This window comes from Pseudopedobacter beijingensis (assembly GCF_042678145.1).
GTDB lineage: Bacteria > Bacteroidota > Bacteroidia > Sphingobacteriales > Sphingobacteriaceae > Pseudopedobacter > Pseudopedobacter beijingensis.
In genome coordinates this window covers 41,736-60,345 of sequence record NZ_JBHUDG010000051.1, presented here as the reverse complement: position 1 = coordinate 60,345, position 18,610 = coordinate 41,736, and the positions used below count along the sequence as shown (strand labels likewise).

General features: G+C 34.3%; 17 protein-coding genes and 1 riboswitch. Of the genes, 9 read left to right on the top strand and 8 right to left on the bottom strand.

Translation table 11 applies throughout. The annotated features are described in order from the left end of the window. Positions 1–81: 81 nt before the first annotated feature. The 6 genes from ACFSAH_RS18790 to ACFSAH_RS18765 all read left to right on the top strand — a co-directional run bounded on the left by ACFSAH_RS18790 (position 82) and on the right by ACFSAH_RS18765 (position 7,009). Positions 82–2,142: a TonB-dependent receptor plug domain-containing protein gene (locus ACFSAH_RS18790; RefSeq protein ID WP_379664247.1), complete on the top strand. Its 2,061-nt coding sequence runs from the start codon at positions 82–84 to the stop codon at positions 2,140–2,142. Further along, a complete protein-coding gene (locus ACFSAH_RS18785; RefSeq protein ID WP_379664246.1) occupies positions 2,139–3,290 on the top strand; it encodes a YncE family protein in 1,152 nt (383 codons plus the stop codon). The genes ACFSAH_RS18790 and ACFSAH_RS18785 overlap by 4 nt, the downstream gene beginning before the upstream one ends. Positions 3,291–3,327: 37 nt before the next feature. After that, entirely contained in the window at positions 3,328–4,467 is a 1,140-nt protein-coding gene (locus ACFSAH_RS18780) for a YncE family protein (RefSeq protein WP_379664245.1), read from the top strand. A gap of 6 nt (positions 4,468–4,473) precedes the next feature. Then, positions 4,474–5,562: a cell surface protein gene (locus ACFSAH_RS18775; protein WP_379664244.1), complete on the top strand. Its 1,089-nt coding sequence runs from the start codon at positions 4,474–4,476 to the stop codon at positions 5,560–5,562. Between the two features lie 98 nt (positions 5,563–5,660). Beyond that, on the top strand, positions 5,661–6,227 hold the full coding sequence (locus ACFSAH_RS18770; protein ID WP_379664243.1) for a DUF6580 family putative transport protein: 567 nt from the start codon (positions 5,661–5,663) through the stop codon (positions 6,225–6,227). Between the two features lie 98 nt (positions 6,228–6,325). Next, positions 6,326–7,009, top strand: a complete 684-nt coding sequence (locus tag ACFSAH_RS18765; protein ID WP_379664242.1) for an SIR2 family NAD-dependent protein deacylase — start codon at positions 6,326–6,328, stop codon at positions 7,007–7,009. A gap of 81 nt (positions 7,010–7,090) precedes the next feature. On the opposite strand, the gene ACFSAH_RS18760 is transcribed toward ACFSAH_RS18765, so the two are convergent. The 4 genes from ACFSAH_RS18760 to ACFSAH_RS18745 all read right to left on the bottom strand — a co-directional run bounded on the left by ACFSAH_RS18760 (position 7,091) and on the right by ACFSAH_RS18745 (position 12,420). Then, positions 7,091–8,284 carry a homoserine dehydrogenase gene (locus tag ACFSAH_RS18760; RefSeq protein ID WP_379664241.1) on the bottom strand — a complete coding sequence of 398 codons (1,194 nt, stop codon included), beginning with the start codon at positions 8,282–8,284 and terminating at the stop codon, positions 7,091–7,093. Positions 8,285–8,288: 4 nt separating this feature from the next. Beyond that, on the bottom strand, positions 8,289–9,344 hold the full coding sequence (locus ACFSAH_RS18755; protein WP_379664240.1) for a homoserine O-acetyltransferase family protein: 1,056 nt from the start codon (positions 9,342–9,344) through the stop codon (positions 8,289–8,291). 178 nt (positions 9,345–9,522) lie between these two features. Next, positions 9,523–10,824 carry an O-acetylhomoserine aminocarboxypropyltransferase/cysteine synthase family protein gene (locus ACFSAH_RS18750; protein WP_379664239.1) on the bottom strand — a complete coding sequence of 434 codons (1,302 nt, stop codon included), beginning with the start codon at positions 10,822–10,824 and terminating at the stop codon, positions 9,523–9,525. Positions 10,825–11,066: 242 nt separating this feature from the next. Next, positions 11,067–11,170: riboswitch (SAM riboswitch) on the bottom strand. 137 nt (positions 11,171–11,307) lie between these two features. Further along, positions 11,308–12,420 carry a trans-sulfuration enzyme family protein gene (locus tag ACFSAH_RS18745; protein WP_379664238.1) on the bottom strand — a complete coding sequence of 371 codons (1,113 nt, stop codon included), beginning with the start codon at positions 12,418–12,420 and terminating at the stop codon, positions 11,308–11,310. A gap of 106 nt (positions 12,421–12,526) precedes the next feature. On the opposite strand from ACFSAH_RS18745, the gene mqnE reads away from it, so the two are divergent. The 3 genes from mqnE to ACFSAH_RS18730 are packed head-to-tail and all read left to right on the top strand — an operon-like array spanning position 12,527 to position 15,129. Beyond that, on the top strand, positions 12,527–13,720 hold the full coding sequence (mqnE, locus tag ACFSAH_RS18740; protein ID WP_379664237.1) for an aminofutalosine synthase MqnE: 1,194 nt from the start codon (positions 12,527–12,529) through the stop codon (positions 13,718–13,720). A 2-nt stretch (positions 13,721–13,722) separates the two neighbouring features. After that, the gene (locus ACFSAH_RS18735; protein ID WP_379664236.1) at positions 13,723–14,358 is read left to right on the top strand and encodes a histidine phosphatase family protein; all 636 of its coding nucleotides are present in this window, start codon (positions 13,723–13,725) and stop codon (positions 14,356–14,358) included. A 33-nt stretch (positions 14,359–14,391) separates the two neighbouring features. After that, on the top strand, positions 14,392–15,129 hold the full coding sequence (locus ACFSAH_RS18730; RefSeq protein WP_379664235.1) for a menaquinone biosynthetic enzyme MqnA/MqnD family protein: 738 nt from the start codon (positions 14,392–14,394) through the stop codon (positions 15,127–15,129). A gap of 85 nt (positions 15,130–15,214) precedes the next feature. Here ACFSAH_RS18730 and ACFSAH_RS18725 read toward each other — a convergent pair whose 3' ends face one another. From ACFSAH_RS18725 to ribD, 4 genes are read right to left on the bottom strand one after another with little or no spacing between them, the layout of a single operon-like run. Beyond that, positions 15,215–16,075: a nucleoside phosphorylase gene (locus tag ACFSAH_RS18725; RefSeq protein WP_379664234.1), complete on the bottom strand. Its 861-nt coding sequence runs from the start codon at positions 16,073–16,075 to the stop codon at positions 15,215–15,217. 9 nt (positions 16,076–16,084) lie between these two features. After that, the gene (locus ACFSAH_RS18720; protein WP_379664233.1) at positions 16,085–16,699 is read right to left on the bottom strand and encodes an IMPACT family protein; all 615 of its coding nucleotides are present in this window, start codon (positions 16,697–16,699) and stop codon (positions 16,085–16,087) included. Beyond that, complete coding sequence (locus ACFSAH_RS18715; RefSeq protein ID WP_379664232.1) at positions 16,699–17,547, bottom strand: EamA/RhaT family transporter; 849 nt, start codon at positions 17,545–17,547, stop codon at positions 16,699–16,701. The genes ACFSAH_RS18720 and ACFSAH_RS18715 overlap by 1 nt, the downstream gene beginning before the upstream one ends. After that, positions 17,544–18,578 carry a bifunctional diaminohydroxyphosphoribosylaminopyrimidine deaminase/5-amino-6-(5-phosphoribosylamino)uracil reductase RibD gene (ribD, locus tag ACFSAH_RS18710; RefSeq protein WP_379664231.1) on the bottom strand — a complete coding sequence of 345 codons (1,035 nt, stop codon included), beginning with the start codon at positions 18,576–18,578 and terminating at the stop codon, positions 17,544–17,546. The genes ACFSAH_RS18715 and ribD overlap by 4 nt, the downstream gene beginning before the upstream one ends. Positions 18,579–18,610 lie beyond the last annotated feature (32 nt).

Genomic DNA, 18,610 nt, shown 5'->3' with positions numbered 1-18,610 from the left:
TGAAAGTACTCTTGTCTTTTAGGCGTATTTCCATTTATTAAGTAATTCCGCTGTTGCTATTTTGCAATTTTTGCTATTGTTATGTTATTTGAAAAACAAAACAGACGGTTTACCATAAAAGATTCGAAAGCATCTCTGCTGTTTTTGACTATTTCTTTTTTGTATAAACCTGTTATCGCACAAACATCAGCAAACACAGTATTCCGTACTGATACATTAAAATCACAATTTCTTAAAGAGGTTATTGTAAATACCAGTAAACATTTGCAGCTTTTGTCGCCAGCACCTGTTCAGATCTTAAAAGGAGAAGAGTTAGAAAGGTTAAACAGTATTTCGGTAGCTGATGCGATAAAGCATTTTTCAGGAGTGCAGCTGAAAGATTACGGTGGTATAGGTGGGTTGAAAACCATCAATGTCAGAAGTATGGGAACACAGCACACTGCCGTTTTTTACGATGGTGTACAGCTGGGAAATGCACAAAACGGACAGGTTGATTTGGGAAGATTTTCTTTGGAGAATCTGGAAGAAATAGCTTTATATAATGGACAAAAGAGTGAGATTTTGCAGTCGGCAGGAAGCTTTGCATCTGCCAGTTCAATATTCTTAAAAAGTAAGACCCCTCAGTTTATAGAAGGAAAAAAACTGAATACACAATTTAATGTAAAAGCAGGTTCTTTTGGATTGATAAATCCGTCGCTGTTACTGCAATATAAATTGAGTGATAATATTGCAATGCATTTGAATACCTCTTTCTCAAGTGCAAATGGGAAATATAAATTCCGGTATACTAACGGGACTTATGATACAACAGCTGTTAGAAGCAATGGAGATATTAATAGTTTGCGCATAGAGACCGGATTGCATGGTCGTTTCAAAAACGAGGGGGAATGGAATGTGAAACTTTATGCTTACGATTCGGAAAGGGGGCTTCCAGGGGCCGTAGTGAGTAATAAATTTGATTATTCTCAACGTTTATGGGATAAAAACCTGTTTGTACAATCGGCACTTACTTATCATATCAATAAAAGATACAGCATTTTGTTAAATGCAAAATATGCTGACGATTATATGAGGTACCTTGATCCGGAGATAACCAAAGATGATGGTTTTTTGCAAAATGTTTATAAAGAAAAGGAGGCATACCTTTCATTCGCCAATCGTTATAGGCTTCGTCCTTTTTGGGATATAGCCTTTTCTATGGACTATAGATACAATACCATGAATGCTAATTTGGTGAATTTTCCCTACCCGGATAGGTATAGTATATTAGCAGCTGTTGCTACCCAATTTAAATTTAGTCAATTAGATATCCAGTTAAATGCATTGAATACGTGGATAAAAGACGAAGTAGAAACAGGAGCAAAACCAGGGGAAAAACAGAAAATTACACCTGCTTTAATGTTTTCGTGGCAACCGTTCCAACAAATAGATTTTCGATTAAGAAGTTTTTATAAATCTATCTTCAGACTGCCAACTTTTAATGATTTATATTTTACGCAAATAGGTTATAGGCTACTAAAACCGGAATATACCGAGCAGTATGATATGGGATTTGCATTTTTTAAAAATTATTTCGAAAGCAGTTTATCTGGTATAGAAATACAGACAGATGCCTATTACAATAAAGTGAAAAATAAAATAATTGCCCAACCCAGAAATAGTAGTGGTTTATGGAGTATGAGAAACTTAGGTCTGGTAGATATAAGAGGATTGGAAGTTAATCTTAAAACCTACTGGAAATTAAATCCAAAACTGTCTTTAACAAATGGTTTGGCTTATACTTACCAGAAAGCTACAGATATCACAGATAAGAGCAGTAAGTATTATGACAATCAGATTCCGTATATACCACTACATAGTGGAACATGTACAATAGGGATAGATTATCTTAAATCTGGTGGTATAAATTACAGTTTTATATATACAGGAGAGCGTTATAATCAGGAAGCATCTATACCTGTAAATTATGTAGAACCCTGGTATACCCATGATTTTTCTGCTTTTTATAAAATGAGGTTATCAAATAAAGAACTGAAATTAACGGCCGAACTGAATAATTTGTTTAACCAGTATTATGATGTTGTAGCTAATTTTCCAATGCCAGGAAGAAACTATCGATTCACACTAAGTTGTAAGTTATGAGAAATTATTTTAGATATCTGTGTTTTTTTAGTGCCATAGCAACTGTATTATCAGTAGCATCTTGTAGAAAAGATCCAAAAATATTACCCTCAGAAGAAGAGCAGGTAACACCGGAAGATCCTTCCTCTTCTTTAATAGGCTTTTACCTTTTAAATGAAGGAAACATGTACATGAATAAAGCTTCGCTGGATTATTTTGATTTTACAACGGGGAAATACAGCAGGAATATTTACGAAGAAGCAAATCCTACCATAACTAAAGGATTGGGAGATGTGGGTAATGATATTGGTATTTATGGTTCTAAATTATATGTAGTAGTAAATAACTCTAATAAGGTAGAAGTATTGGATGCTAAAACAAGAAAAAGCCTGGCGCAAATAGAATTGGTAAATTGTAGATATATAACCTTCTATAAAGGTAAAGCTTATGCGAGTGCTTATCTGGCTGAAATAGGGAACCCAAATGCTTCGGAGGGTAGTGTTTCTGAAATAGACACTACTACTTTAAAAATTTCAAGAAAAGTTACTGTAGGAAGACAGCCAGAAGAACTGACTGTAGTAAATAATCTTTTATATGTAGCTAATTCAGGTGGGTATAGTCCTGAAAATTACGAAACAACCGTTTCTGTGGTAGATTTGACTTCATTTAAAGAAATTAAAAGAATAGAGGTTGCACCTAATCTTCATCGCTTAAAAAAAGATAAATATGGAGATATTTACGTCACTTCGAGAGGAGATTATGATGCTATTCCTTCTAAATTATTCGTAATAGATACCCAAACCGATCAGGTTAAAAAAACATTTGATATAGGCGTCAGTAACCTTTGGATAGACAATGATTCTGATGTTGCTTATCTATATGCTTCAGAGTTTAATTATAACACACACGAAACAGTAATGAGTTATAAAACTTTAAATGTTAAAACAGAGGAACTAAATCAAAAATCTTTTATTACAGACGGAACAGATGCAGAAATAAAGATTCCATACGGAATATCGATTAATCCGTTTACGAAAGAAGTTTATCTTACCGATGCAGGTAATTATACTACTCCGGGTACTTTATACTGTTTCAACAAAGAAGGAAAAAAGAAATGGACTGTAACCACCGGAGACATTCCGGCACATATGGCTTTTGTATATAAATAATAATATTACACACATCAATTAATTTAATAAATAAGTTATGGAAACTAGATTTCTACGTATAAGAAAAATAACCTCATATACGTTTTTAAGTATTGCATTATTTTTTAGTTCATGTAAAAAGGATAATGAAGAACCAGTAATACAGATACAGCCTCTTACAGAACATGAAGCTATAGGTGTTTATGTTTTAAACGAAGGTGTATATAGTTCAGAGATTGGTGCTTCTGAAAGCAGTATCACTTTTTATAGTATTAAAGATAATTTAACAGAGCAAGACTATTATAAAAAAGTTAATGGACAATCCTTGGGTGTAAATGCCAATTATCTTAAATCTTATGGAAGTAAGTTGTATTGTGTGGTAACAGGAACAGAAGGAGACCAAAATTCTTATGTAGATGTAATGGATTTGAATACAGGTAAATCTATCAAAAGAATAGTTTTTTATGTAGCATCGAGTTCTAAAATGCCAAGATATATAACCTTTGATAAAGGGAAAGCTTATGTTTCTGCTTATGATGGTTCGGTAAGTAAAATAGATACTTCTTCTCTTAATATAGAAGCTTCTGTTCAGTTAAGCAAAGGATTAGAGCAATTGGTTATTGCTAAAAATAAATTATATGTAGCGAATTCCAAACATCCATTTTATGAAGGAAAAGCAAATGTGGTTTCAGTGGTTGATTTGAATACATTCACAAAAGTTAGAGACATAGAAGTAGATACAAACCCAACTGGTTTAACGTTAAGCTCTACAGGTGATTTGTTTGTTTCTAGTCAGGGAACTTATTCAGATACCTGGGAGTTTCAAAATAATGCATCCGTAACCCGTATAGATGTAAATACAGATACAAAAAAAGATATCTATAAATACAATTCAGGAAAACAAGCTGTTTCTTTGACTTCTCATAATGGTTTAACTTATGCTTATGGAGAGGGTGTGTTAAAAGTATTCTCAGTATTTGATGGATCTTTAGGAGTCGATTTTGTTAAAGATAATACCTCAATAGGTTATACCAATGAGTTAACTATAGAAGCATTAAGTAACAATGTTTACATTTCTGATAGTGGGGACTTTTCTGCAGGTAAAGTAATCTGTTTTGAAAAAAATGGTAAGAAAAAATTCGATTTTATAGCTCAGGCTTTTCCTAAATCAGTTGCATTTAAATATTTATACAAATAAACTATTATGAATATCAAGAATATAATTTGTCTATTATCTATAGTATCTCTATTGTGGGCATGTGATAAAAATGAAACGGATATGGTTCAATTACCATTAAAGGTACAGATGTCTGTAAATGAAGATCGTATTGTGATAAATTCAGGTGATACTTTAACCATCACCGCTGTAACACAAAATGAAGGAGAGTTTAAAAGTGAATGGAAATTAAACGATAAAGTAGTAAGCGAGGAAAGAAGTTATTCTTTTAGTTCTAAAGATAAAGGACCTCATACTTTAGAGTATAGAGCCTACACTACAAAAGAAGAGTTTAAAACAGTGTATATTATAACTGTTTCTTATGATTTTAATAATCCTTATGTAACTCAATTATTTGAATACAGACCGGCTCCAGGTCAGTTTATCAATAAATCTCCAGGTAATTTGGCTAGTGCGCAAGGTATTTTAGGGCAAAAAGGAATGGTTACTTTAGGAGCTTATGGAGGCTATATTGTATTGGGGTTTGATCATACTGTGAAAAATGGAGAAGGCAATGATATCATTATCTATAATAATGCCTCGAATGTTTTCTCTGAACCAGGGGTTATCTGGGTAATGAGTGATGATAATGGAAATGGTTTACCAGATGATACCTGGTATGAGCTGGCAGGAAGTGAGTTTAATAAAACGGGGTATGAGAGAAATTATAGTGTTACCTATTATAAACCTAATTCCGTTACAGATAAGGTAAGGTGGACAGATAGTAAGGATAGGGAAGGGTATGTAGAAAGAAATACCTTTCATACGCAATCTTATTATCCGGAATGGGAAGGTGATACTTATACACTTACCGGTTCTGTTTTACCTTCAACAAATATTGATTATACGATACCTACTAATATAAAAAGTTATCCTTTTGATTTTGGATATGCAGATAATACGTCTGGTGGAGATAAAATAGATATCGGTAATGCAGTAGATAAAGATGGTAAAAAAGTAATCCTGAAAGGAATAAACTTTATAAAAGTACAGACAGCGGTACAGGCGAATATGGGGTGGTTAGGTGAGCTTTCTACAGAAGTATTAGGGATTGCTGATTTGAGTTTGGTGAAATAATCCGGTTGTAGATAATTTAGCTATAGAAATAAATTTAGATTTTCCAGTCAAATAATAAAATTTGTACCTTTATAGCCAGATAAAAAAATAGAATAATCATGTCAATTAATAAAATACAAGTTCAGAATGGCTTATTGTTGCTTATTATCTTGATAGCTGTATCTTTCAGGTTTGTGGATATGGGAGAGAATTATGCATGGGCAAATTTCACTCCGGTAGGAGCTATAGCTTTATTTGCAGGTACCTATTTTAAAGATAAGCGTAAGAGTTTTATAGTACCCTTAGCAGTTCTGTTATTAAGTGATGTTTTATTAATGCACAAGTATACAGGTTCTTTTAATCCATATTATTCAGGAATAGAATTGGTTTATTTGAGCTTTGCAGTGATGGTATATCTAGGTAGCCGTATAAAAAAGGTTAATGTATTAAATGTGTTCCTGGTGTCGGTTCTGAGTGTGTTGGTACACTGGTTACTGACGGATATTCATCCATGGTTGAGTGGACCTTATACAAAAGATTTTTCAGGTTATATCGCTGCACTTGTGGCAGCAATACCATTTGAGAAAAATCTTCTATTTGGTAATCTTGTATTCTCATTGTTAATGTATGGAGGGTATGAGGTGGTGAAACATAAGTTTATAGCTTCAAAAGAAGTTTATGCCTAATAGTACAGGCATCTAACATAATGGTAAAACACAAAACGCTGGTATAATTATCAGCGTTTTGTGTTTTTAATAAAATCTGACATACACAGCTTATTTTTATGAAAAAGATAATTGTATTAACAGGTGCGGGAATTAGTGCAGAGAGTGGGCTAAAAACTTTCAGAGGAAACGATGGCTTGTGGGAGGGATATGATATTTATGAGGTAGCAACGCCAGAGGCCTGGCATAAGAATTCGGAACTGGTTCAGCAATTTTATAATGACAGACGGAAAAGTGTTATTGAAGCATTGCCCAATGCAGCGCATTTAGCGTTGAAACAGCTTGAAGAAAAATTTAATGTGTTGATTATTACGCAAAATATAGACGATTTACATGAACGGGCCGGAAGTACAGATGTGATGCATTTGCATGGTGAGATAAGATATGCTCAATCGTCTAAAAATCCTGCATTATTATATCCTATAGACGGATATGAAATTAAGATGGGCGAAAAATGCCGATTGGGAAGTCAGTTGAGACCACATGTGGTTTGGTTTGGAGAAGCGGTTCCTATGATGACCAAAGCTATTCATGAAATGCCAACAGCAGATATTGTTATTCTTGTAGGAAGTTCTTTGGCTGTGTATCCTGCAAATACCTTGTTTGATTATTTAAATCCTTTAGCCGAAGTGTATATTGTAGATCCCGAAAGGCCAGATGTCCGGATAAATAATAAAGTTACTTTTTTACAAGGCACAGCTGCGGAGAATGTACCTCAGTTAGTAGGAAAATTGTTAAGATAAGTTAATAGAATAAGGGAAATAACGCAGTTTTTTATTGAAGCTGCGTTATTTTTATATAATTAAAATGCAGGAACGATAATCCTATTTTAATTCAGTATTGGTTTCGGCAATAAAGGCACCATCTTCTAAAATCAGGTCTTTCTTTTTAAATATCTCATCAACAGTAATGGTACCTACAACATAACGGTAATTTTTAGAGATATAATTTTCAGAAATATCTACAAAATTAATTTTATCTAATAATTCAGGCGAGTTAAACCGTAAATAAACCTCTATAACTTTGTTATTGTTTAGGGTTAAGTTTAACCTTTGTTTCGCTTTTTTGTATTCATATCTGTAATCATACCTTAAGGCAGATATATCTGAAAAAACAGCAGCTCCGGTAGGATGGCCACCAGCACCTTTACCAAAAAAGAATTGTTGATCTGCAAATGCAGCTTGTACACTAACGCCATTATACTCATTCTCTACATTGAAAAGAAAATTGTCTTTGGAAATTAGTTTAGGCAGAACATAAATACCAATATGTTCATCATTTATCTTTTTAGCAATAGGAACCAATTTAATCTTTTGTCCTTTTTCTTTGGCATACTTTAAATCCATATCGTTCAGATTCTGGATTCCAATATTCAATACTTCATCAGGATTTACAAAAACACCGTAAGCATGTGCAGCCGCAATAACGACTTTGTATTTAGCATCATATCCGCCTACATCAAGAATAGGGTTGGTTTCTGCGAAACCCAGTTCCTGGGCTTTTTTTAGAGCAGCATCGTACGATTGATTTTCATTAAATACTTTAGAAAGTATATAATTTGATGATCCATTGAAAATACCACTGATAGCAAATAACAGCTCGTTATCGTAATATTCTTCCAGATTACGGATAATAGGAATACTGCCGCATACAGAGCCTTCATAAAGTAAGGAAGCACCGTATGTATGCTGAAGCTCTACCAACTCATTAAGATGGATGGCAATCATTTTTTTGTTTGCTGAGACTACATTTTTCCCTCTTTTAAGTGCTTCGGTAACAATTTCATAAGCTGCATCGGCATCGTTTATTAACTCAACTATTGTGTTTATATCCGGATCATTCAGAATTTCCCACCTGTCGGTAGTGAAAAGACTTTCAGCTAATGTTCTTTTTTTTGAAGAATCTTTTATTGCAATTTTTTTGAATTCGAAATTTAGATTCTTAGATATAGAAATGTCGTACAAACCTTGTCCTACAACACCAAAACCAAAAAGGCCTATATTTAATTTATTTGCCATTTGTTTATGCTATTTGTAAATTTTTATGATCAGTTTCCAATGTAGTCGCTTTTATGAAATTGGAGATAATACTGTTCAGTTGTTTTATTTCTAACAGGAAACCATCATGTCCATACAGAGACTCAATTTCATGGTATTCGGCATTATGGATATATTTTGCGATATACTGTTGTTCATCGGGCGGAAAAAGTATATCAGATGCAATACCAATTACTAAAGTATTCGCTTTTATTGTATTTAATGCATCTGTTATGCTATCCCGATTTCGGCCCAAATTATGACTGTCCATGGCTTTGGTAAGATAATAATAGCTGTAAGCATTAAATCTTTTAACTAGTTTATCGCCTTGATAATTTTGATAGGAAGATGCTCTGAAATTATCTACTTTATTTAAATCTTGTTCAGATTGTGTTTTGTTATAGCTGGATGCCGTTCTATAAGAAAGAAGAGCTATGCTTCTGGCTGTTTTAAGTCCTTTAAGCCCACCATTAATTTGATTAGAGAAAAAGGAGGGATCGGTTTCAATGGCTAATCTTTGCGATTCGTTAAAAGCTATTCCCCACGGAGAATGAACCGCATTGGTAGCCATAACAATCAGGTTTTTTATCTTCTGAGGTTCCATAACTGCCCATTCCAGAGCTTGTTGTCCACCTAACGAACCGCCAATCAAGATATCTATATTATGAATACCCAGTTGCTGGGCTAAAATTTGATGTGCATTTACCATATCTCTTATAGAAAACTGAGGAAATACTAAAAAGTAAGGCAGATCGGTATTTTTGCTAATGCTTAGCGGATTGCTGCTGCCGTAAGGAGAGCCAATAATATTGGCACAAACTATAAAAAAATCTTTGGGATTGAAAAAATCTGTTTGTCCAAAAAGTCCTTTCCACCAATCAAAAACATCTGAGTTGGCAGTAAGCGCATGACATACCCAAACAACGTTGTTTTTTTCTTTATTTAACTCCCCGTAAGTGTGGTATGCTATTTCAAGGTCGGCGATACCTTTCCCATTCTCCAGTTCAAATACTCCTTTATGTTGATATGTCTTAAAATTCATCGTCCAAAAAATGCGTTTTCAAAAGTATAGAAGAGAAAAAGTAGCTAAAAAATCTAAAAATGCCGATTTATAAGTAAACAGTATCTTTAGAAGGATATCCATATTCCGAAAACTTTCGGAATATGGATAATGGTGACTTTTTTCAAAGACCTTCCTTTTTTATATAGAAAATTTAGTTTTAGATAGCAGCCAAAGCTTGTTCAAAATCAGCTTTGATATCGTCAATATGCTCAATTCCAACAGAAACCCTTAAAGCAGCCGGTTGTACACCTGCAGCTATTTGTGCTTCTTCACTTAATTGCTGGTGCGTAGTTGCAGAAGGTTGAATGATTAAAGTTTTAGCATCACCAACATTGGCCAGGTTACTGGTTAATTTTAGCGAGTTAATTACTTTAGTTGCATTTTCTTTATCGCCAATTACTTCAAAAGATAATACACCACCAAATCCGTTTTTCAGATATTTTTTAGCCAGTGTATGGTATGGAGAAGATTCCAATCCAGGGTAATTTACAGATTTTACTTTTGGATGTGACTCTAACCATTTAGCTAATGCCAAAGTGTTATCTACGTGTCTTTGAACTCTTAAAGAAAGAGTTTCTAAACCTTGTATTAATAAGAAAGAGTTGAAAGGAGATTGAGAGCAACCGTAATCTCTAAGACCTTCTACTCTTGCTCTTATAATAAACTGGATATTTCCAAAAGGACCATTAACACCAAAAACATCAGAGAAAACCAAGCCATGGTAACCTTCTGAAGGTTCAGAAAATTGAGGGAATTTTCCGTTACCCCAGTTATAGTTTCCAGCGTCTACAATTACCCCACCAATACTGGTACCATGACCGCCTATCCATTTTGTTGCAGCTTCAACTACAATATTTGCACCGTGGTCTATAGGTCTGAAAAGGTAACCACCAGCACCAAATGTATTATCTACTATAAAAGGTATATCGTGTTTTTTGGATACAGCAGCAATAGCATCAAAATCAGGAATGTTTAATTCCGGGTTTCCAATGGTTTCAACATATAAAGCTTTTGTATTTTCGTCAATTAATTCTTCGTAAGATTGCGGATTATCATTTTTAGCAAACCTGGCTTCTATGCCTAAACGTTTGAATTGTACTTTAAATTGGTTATAAGTACCTCCGTATAAACGACCTGTGGTTACGAAATTATCACCTGCCTGAAGAATGTTGGTGATGGCAAGAAATTGTGCAGCCTGACCAGAAGATGTAGCTAAGGCACCAACACCACCTTCTAAAGCAGCAACCCTTTTTTCAAATACATCAGTTGTAGGGTTCATGATGCGGGTATATATATTACCGAATTCTTTTAAAGCAAAAAGATTGGCTCCGTGTTCGTTGTTTTTAAACACGTATGATGTTGTTTGATATAAAGGAACAGCTCTTGAACCTGTTGTAGGATCTACTTCTTGTCCCGCATGAACTTGTAAAGTTTCGAATTTTAAATTTTGAGTTGACATTTTTTATGGATTTTTAAGTTATTATAAATAAATTTTGATTTAAAAAATTTTAAGAGATTCACTAAACCGTTGGCTAAAATAGTAAAGTGATAGGGTAGTGCAAAATGGGAAAATTAGCACATACACATACAACAACATATACAGTAATCAGAAATGTAATTACCAATATTTATATGTTGGGATTTCCCTTGTTGTAGTTTTTTGAAATTTTCTAATGTAGTAGCTTTTTTCATGTCTTTTAAAATTTATATTTCCCTCTCGGGTCAGGATTTGGCACCTTTTCCTTTTTTAAGGGAGGTTGCCAGTGGGTCTTAGAGCCTGTTCTCTTACCACTTCTTTATAAATCAAGACCTTTTCTAGGAATTGATCTTGGTATTTCAACCAATGTTGCTGCAAATATAAGGAAATAAAATACAATTAACCAAATTTTATTTGGAATTATTGGGTTTTTGTTTTTTTATTTTAGATGAAAATCGAAAAAACTTAAAGGTTCAAGTTGATATCATTTATTAAATCTTCAATATTTTCTAATCCAACAGAAATTCTGACCAGGTTTTTAGGTGTTGTAGAATCTGGTCCTTCAGTGGAATAGCGGTGTTCTACCAAACTTTCTACGCCTCCCAGACTTGTAGCTTGAGTAAATACTTTAACTCCATTTACAAATTTATGAGCAGCAGATTCTCCGTTTTTGAGACAAAAAGATAACATCCCTCCAAAAGAGTTCATTTGTTCTTTAGCTAATTGATGCTGCGGATGAGAAGGCAATCCAGGATAATAAACAGACTCTACAGCAGGGTGGGCTTCCAGAAAACCAGCCAGTTTCATAGCGTTTTCTGCATGACCTTTCATTCTATAAGCCAATGTTTTTATACCGCGAGTTACCAGATAGCAATCGAATGGGGAAGGAACGGCACCACCTACAACCTGTACGGTTTTTAATTGTTCGTAAAAATCATCCTCTTCCTTTAAAATAATAATACCACCACAAACATCTCCATGCCCGTTTAAAAATTTAGTTGTAGAATGCATTACAATATCGGCACCCAGACTAATAGGGAGCTGTCCGTAAGGTGTAGCAAAGGTATTGTCAACAGCTAGTTTGATTTCATTATTTTTGGAAATAGCGGCTAATTTTTTGATGTCAACTAATTTTAATAAGGGATTAGAAGGGCTTTCTACCCAAATTAATCGGGTGTTTTTTTTGATTGTTTTCTGTAGCAGATCCAAATCAGAAAGATCTATGAAATCAACTTCAAGTATATCTTTAAAAAGAGTTTTTAATTGACTACGTATGCCGTAATACATATCATCAGGGCATATTATATGGCTTCCTGCGGGTAAACATTGAAAAACAGACATGGCAGCGGTATTTCCGGTAGCAAATGCACAGGAAACTTTGCCTCCTTCTAATTTTGCCATTACATTTTCTAACGACTTTCTGTTGGGGTTATCCTTTCTGATGTACATATAGCCAGATGGGTAACCGCCGTCTTCGGCTCGTTCAAAAGTGGTAGAAAGTACGATGGGTTGAACAACAGCTTTACTGTCTTCGTCTTTTTTGTTACCCTCGTGGATAGAGATGGTTTCAAATTTCATGATATAATTGTTTATAGTAAGGGATGTTACGTTAAAGCAGCCTATCTTTTACAATTAAGTAACCAAATACCGGGCTTTAATTACTATTTTTGAAAAAAAACGTCCGATGAATTTCAACAATCAAATTGAAATAATTCTTACAGATACTACTTTAGATCCAAATCTAAAAAGCATTGCGCAAAAAGTAAAAAATAATCAAAGAATAAATTTTGATGAGGGAGTTTATTTGTACGAACATGGCAGTTTATCTTATCTGGGAGTTCTTGCAAATTACATCCGAAATAAAAAACATGGAGATTTAACTTATTTTAATAGAAATTTCCATATAGAACCTACCAATGTATGTGTGTACGATTGTAAGTTTTGTTCTTATTCAAGACTGATTAAAGAACGTGAGCAGGGATGGGAAATGGATGTAGACGGGATGATGGAGATTGTTAAGAAATATGACGATGAACCTGTTACCGAAGTACATATTACGGGAGGTGTGGTACCTAAACAGAATCTGGATTTTTATGCGGATTTTTTTAGAAAATGTAAAGCTCACCGACCAGATTTACATATTAAAGGACTAACTCCTGTAGAATACTATTATATTTTTAAGAAAGCGAAACTTTCTCATTATGATGGGCTTAAGTTTTTACAGGAATGTGGATTGGATTCTATGCCAGGTGGTGGGGCAGAAATATTCCACCCGGAGGTAAGAGAAAAGATTGCACATGATAAATGTACGGCAGAACAATGGCTGGATATACATGAACAAGCGCACAAGCTGGGAATGCGTACCAATGCTACTATGTTATACGGACATATTGAAGAGTTTAGGCATAGGGTAGACCACATGGAAAGATTGAGATTGCTACAAGATAAAACCTTTGGTTTCCAGACATTTATTCCATTGAAGTTTAGAAATAAGGAAAATCAAATGTCTGATGTTCCGGAAGTGAGTGTGATAGAAGACTTAAGAAATTATGCAGTTGCCCGTATATATCTGGATAACTTTGACCATATCAAAGCATATTGGGCCATGATTAGCAGGAATACGGCACAACTTTCTTTAAACTTTGGTGTTGATGATATAGATGGTACACTGGATGATACCACAAAAATATATTCGATGGCGGGTGCCGAAGAGCAAAATCCAGCTATGAGTACCAAAGAACTAGTGAAATTGATTAAAGAAGTTGGAAGAAAACCTATAGAAAGAGATACTTTGTATAATGTAATAAATGATTATACAGATTTTGTTTTTGAAGAAGACGAGAAGCCTAAGTTTTATAATTTACCAGTAATTAATTAATAATGAGCGATTCAGTAGCAAAGAAAATTTATATTATACGTCACGGAGAAACCGATTATAACAAAGCAGGAGTTGTACAGGGAAGAGGGATTAATGCAGATTTAAATGAAACTGGAAAAGCACAGGGTATCGCTTTTTACGAGATGTATAAAGATGTACCTTTTGATAAATTATATACTTCTACATTAAAGAGAACACACCAAACTACCCAAAAATTTATTGATGCCGGATTACCATGGGAGCAATTATCTGGTTTGGATGAGATGGCGTGGGGTAAACAGGAAGGGAAAATTATTTCTACTGAAGTTAGGGCTGAATTTAAGCATTTGATTGACGCGTGGAATAATGGGGAGTATGATGAAAAACCCGATGGTGGAGAAAGTCCTAACGAAGTTTGTGCGAGACAAAAAGAAGCCATGGACTATATTGTATCTAAATCTAACGAGCAAACAATTTTGATTTGTATGCATGGGAGAGCAATGCGGTTATTACTTTCGCAATTAACCGGAAGGCCTTTAAGTGATATGGATCATTTTCCGCATCAAAATACATCTTTATATATTTTAGAATATGCTGACGGAAAGTTTGAAATTGATACTTTTAATAGTTTAGAGCATCTGGAAAACCTTAAAAAATAATTATTAGCTGCTTATTTTCTTTCGTTGTTGTTTATGATTCGCATTTCGGCGGTTAGTTATACTAATACCAAACCATTCCTTTTTGGTTTAGAACATTCTCAGTTTAAAAATCAGATAGATTTAACAATAGATTATCCGGCTTTATGTGCGCAAAAGTTGATAGAAGATAAAGTTGATATCGGTTTGGTGCCTGTTGCCGCAATTCTAAAACTAAAAGAATATCATATTCTATCAGATTATTGTATTGGCGCTTCCGGTAAGGTAAATTCTGTTTTTATTTTCAGTAATTGCCCTATAGAAGAAGCAGATTATATTCAATTAGACCCTCAGTCCCGCTCTTCAAATAATTTAGCACTGGTATTATTGAAGAATTTCTGGAAGGTTAACCCTATAAAGATACTGGAGGCTGATGATTATGGACAGTCTACTGATTCTAAAACAGCTTTTGTACAAATTGGAGACAGAACTTTTGGCAAAAAAAATGACTACCCTTATGTTTACGATCTGGCAGAAGAGTGGTATAAATTTACCGGCTTACCTTTCGTTTTTGCAGCCTGGGTAAGTAATAAAAAACTCTCGGAAGAGTTTGTAGAAGAGTTGAACGCAGCTTTAAAGTTAGGTTTGGACAGTAGGGAAGAGGTATTGAAAATACTACCTCAGTATGCCAACTTTGATCTGAGAAATTATTTATATTCCGATCTGGATTTTGTGCTCAACGATTCTAAAAAAGAAGCTTTGGAGCTTTTTCTTCAATATATAAAGGAGCTATAAATCAATTTAAGGATAAATTTTAATCCATCAAACAAGAAGGAATATCTCTTTATAATTAAAGTTGATCAATAATTATTCCTTGTATTTACAGCCTTTCTAAAACGCTAGTTATCATCTTTTGAATGACTGCATCCGGATCCTTTGCAAACTCAAATTTTAGCCTGTTAGCTACAATTGCATTAATGGATACCGCTTTATGTCCAAAAACATTTGCCAGGGCGTATATTCCCGCTGTTTCCATTTCAAGGTTAGTAATAATGTGTCCTTCGAAGCTATATTTGCTTAATTTATCTATTAAGTTTGGAAGGCTGCCTTTGGCTCTTACATTTCTTCCTTGTGGGGCATAAAATCCTGGAGCAGTAACTGTAATTCCTCTCTCAAAACCCGCACTTATTTTATCCAGTAACTTGCCATTAGCGGCTGTAATATAAGGGACAAGATCATCATGCTCAAAGTAACAGTTTAAGTTGTTTTCTAATAAAAGCTCATCGCCTGTTAGCTTTCTATTGTAGAAATTCATTAAGGAATCTAGCCCCAGTCCGTGTGTAGAGGCAAGAATAGATCCGGTAGGAATATCTTCTCTAATAGTTCCTGAGGTGCCCAGCCTGATGATCTCGAGCTGCTTAATTTCATCCTTTACTATACGGTTTTCAAAATCAATATTTACAAGCGCATCCAGCTCATTGAGTACAATGTCAATATTATCTGTTCCTATACCTGTAGAAACTACGCTAATTCTTTTGCTGTTCAGATAACCAGTATGTGTAACAAATTCTCTTTTAGATTTTCTGACCTCAACGTTATCAAAATGTTTACTTACTTCTGCAACACGCTCAGGATCTCCAACTGTAATAATGGTATCGGCAATATCTTCTGGTAATAAATTTAAATGGTAAACGCTTCCGTCTGGATTAATTATTAAATCGGATTCGGCTATTTTGCTCATTGTTTTGCGTTAAATGGTTTTTAGGTATTTGGCTTTTACACCATCTATTTTTTCAATTTTTCCGATTACTTTATCCAGCTCCGATTTTCTTACTGAAATATCTAAGCTGCATTGTAAATCAAAAAGCTGGTTTTCGGGTATTAGTTCCTCTTCTTTAATTACTTTCATAACATCATTCATCTGTAAATAATCAAAAGAGAGCCTGTATATATCGTTTACGGTTTTTTCTATAATTTCTGCATGTGTCAATGCTTCTTCCGTAGCTGTTTTATAGGCATTAATTAAACCGGGAACGCCTAATAATGTACCACCAAAGTATCTTACCACAACAACTAATATATTGGTTACGTCATGTGACAATAAGGTGTTAAGAATAGGACGACCAGCGGTTCCCGATGGTTCACCATCGTCGTTTATCCTGAATACACTTCGGTCTGTAGTTAAACGCCAGGCGTAACAATGGTGTCTGGCTTTGGGATGTTCCTTTTTAACCTCTGTGATGATGTCTTTCAGTGTGTTTTCATCCGTAAACGGATAAGCATAGGCAATAAATTTACTGCCTTTGTCTCTAAAAATACCTTCAGAATTACGTTGGATAGTTTTATAAGTATCTTCAAATAACATCAGGCAAATGTAAGAATACAAATAGCTATAATGGCTAAAAACAGCCCCACTTTATTTATTTTACTCAGTTTTTCTTTAAACAGCATAAAACCAACAACGGAGCCTAATGCAATTACTCCTATATCCATAGCCGAGAAAACAACAGAAGGTTTGTCGTGTTCTATTTTTAATGCTTTGATGTAAAAATAAATAGATCCGAAATTAAACACTCCGAGTAAAAGTCCTGCAAATACGGCTCTCCATTGAAAACCCAGTCTGTTGGTGATTTTTAGATAAATCAAACTTAAAAATCCTAATATAGCAGCGATTGAAAATATATAAAACAAGCAATCTGTAAAGCTGAGATTGGAAAATTTGGTAATATGGTTGAAAAAAATATCCAGAATACCGGTTCCTGAAAAAACGATAACGGGATACCAAAAATTAATGTTTTTACTGCCGAATTTTCCGCTTGGTACAGAAAAGTAAATTGCTAGAAATCCAATAATAAGACCAATAAATTTTAATAAGGTGAATGTTTCATCGAACAGAAGAAAAGCGGCTATAACCGGAATAATTAACGAAAGTCTTTGACTGATAGCGGTAATAACAATGCCAGATGTTTGTATACTTTTACTTATAAAATAGAAAATAGAAAGCATCATTAACGCTGTTACAAAAAACAAAGTCCATTGATTGGTTGCGGGTATTGCTTGTAAATTAGGTCTGAAAAAGAAATAAGATAACGCTAATGCCGATGGGTAATTGAAGACAATAGCCTGATAAGAATCTGTATAATATCTTCTTAAAAGTTTAAGGTTAACACTTACAGTAACACTAAGGATAATAGCTATAATCAGATAAATCATAAAGAGTTAATGTTTTTTAAAATGTGTAAAGTATCGTTACCCAGATTTTGTGTACTGATGGTTTTACCATCTATTTTGGGTGCAGGTATACCGTTTTCCCACTCATTTGAAGAAGTAAACACTCTGGCTTCGTCCCACAAATTATTATCTATAAACATAGCCAATGTTTTTGCTCCGCCCTCTATAATTACCGACTGGATGTCTTGTAAATGCAATTGTAATAAAATGTATTGTGGTAAGAAATAGTCGAAATCTTCAATAGCTATGTATTTTGTGTTGTGCTCTATAGCTGTTTTAAATTTATTGAAAACAAATGTCTCCGTACTATTATCAAATAAATGCAGGTTCTGAGGTAAATCAAGATTACGGTCTATAACTGCTCTTTTGGGGTTTCTTCCTTTAACTAATCTTACATTAAGTTGCGGATTATCTGCTAAGGCGGTGTTTTTACCAACAAGCACACAATCTTCTTCTGTTCTCCATTGATGTACTAATAATTTAGCCTCTTTACCTGTAATCCAAAGCTGCTGATTGTTTACAGGTGCAAAAAAATGATTTTTAGTTTGTGCCCACTTTAAAATTACATAAGGTCGTTGGTGTTTAACCCTTGTAAAAAAACGCTTGTTTAATTCCTGACATTCTTTTTCCAATACTCCACTTATAACCTCTATGCCTGCATTTTTTAGTTTTTCTATTCCTTTCCCGTTTACGGACTCAAAGGGGTCAACACTACCTATTACTACTTTTGGGATTTTATGCCGGATAATAAGATCGGAACATGGAGGCGTTTTTCCATGATGGGAGCAGGGTTCTAACGTAACATATAGAGTCGATTTACGCAATAATTCGCTTCCATTTTTATGGTTTTCTAATACAGATTGAATAGCATTAACTTCGGCATGGGCTTCTCCATATTTTTGGTGGTACCCTTCTCCAATTATTTTATTGTCAAAAACAATAACACTTCCAACCATAGGGTTCGGACTTACGCTGCCAATTCCCAATAAAGCGAGATCGACAGCCCTTTTCATATATATATCTTCGGCTAGCACAAGCCAAATTT

Bases quoted from the DNA above. Each gene is read 5' to 3' on its own strand.
- ACFSAH_RS18735 (WP_379664236.1), top strand. From the start codon at position 13,723: ATGAGCGATTCAGTAGCAAAGAAAATTTATATTATACGTCACGGAGAA.
- ACFSAH_RS18755 (WP_379664240.1), bottom strand. From the start codon at position 9,344: ATGAATTTTAAGACATATCAACATAAAGGAGTATTTGAACTGGAGAAT.
- ACFSAH_RS18790 (WP_379664247.1), top strand. From the start codon at position 82: ATGTTATTTGAAAAACAAAACAGACGGTTTACCATAAAAGATTCGAAA.
- ACFSAH_RS18715 (WP_379664232.1), bottom strand. From the start codon at position 17,547: ATGATTTATCTGATTATAGCTATTATCCTTAGTGTTACTGTAAGTGTT.
- ACFSAH_RS18750 (WP_379664239.1), bottom strand. From the start codon at position 10,824: ATGTCAACTCAAAATTTAAAATTCGAAACTTTACAAGTTCATGCGGGA.
- ACFSAH_RS18765 (WP_379664242.1), top strand. From the start codon at position 6,326: ATGAAAAAGATAATTGTATTAACAGGTGCGGGAATTAGTGCAGAGAGT.
- ACFSAH_RS18770 (WP_379664243.1), top strand. From the start codon at position 5,661: ATGTCAATTAATAAAATACAAGTTCAGAATGGCTTATTGTTGCTTATT.
- ACFSAH_RS18725 (WP_379664234.1), bottom strand. From the start codon at position 16,075: ATGAGCAAAATAGCCGAATCCGATTTAATAATTAATCCAGACGGAAGC.
- ACFSAH_RS18785 (WP_379664246.1), top strand. From the start codon at position 2,139: ATGAGAAATTATTTTAGATATCTGTGTTTTTTTAGTGCCATAGCAACT.
- ACFSAH_RS18745 (WP_379664238.1), bottom strand. From the start codon at position 12,420: ATGAAATTTGAAACCATCTCTATCCACGAGGGTAACAAAAAAGACGAA.
- ACFSAH_RS18760 (WP_379664241.1), bottom strand. From the start codon at position 8,284: ATGGCAAATAAATTAAATATAGGCCTTTTTGGTTTTGGTGTTGTAGGA.
- ribD (WP_379664231.1), bottom strand. From the start codon at position 18,578: ATGAAAAGGGCTGTCGATCTCGCTTTATTGGGAATTGGCAGCGTAAGT.
- ACFSAH_RS18720 (WP_379664233.1), bottom strand. From the start codon at position 16,699: ATGTTATTTGAAGATACTTATAAAACTATCCAACGTAATTCTGAAGGT.
- ACFSAH_RS18780 (WP_379664245.1), top strand. From the start codon at position 3,328: ATGGAAACTAGATTTCTACGTATAAGAAAAATAACCTCATATACGTTT.
- ACFSAH_RS18730 (WP_379664235.1), top strand. From the start codon at position 14,392: ATGATTCGCATTTCGGCGGTTAGTTATACTAATACCAAACCATTCCTT.
- ACFSAH_RS18775 (WP_379664244.1), top strand. From the start codon at position 4,474: ATGAATATCAAGAATATAATTTGTCTATTATCTATAGTATCTCTATTG.
- mqnE (WP_379664237.1), top strand. From the start codon at position 12,527: ATGAATTTCAACAATCAAATTGAAATAATTCTTACAGATACTACTTTA.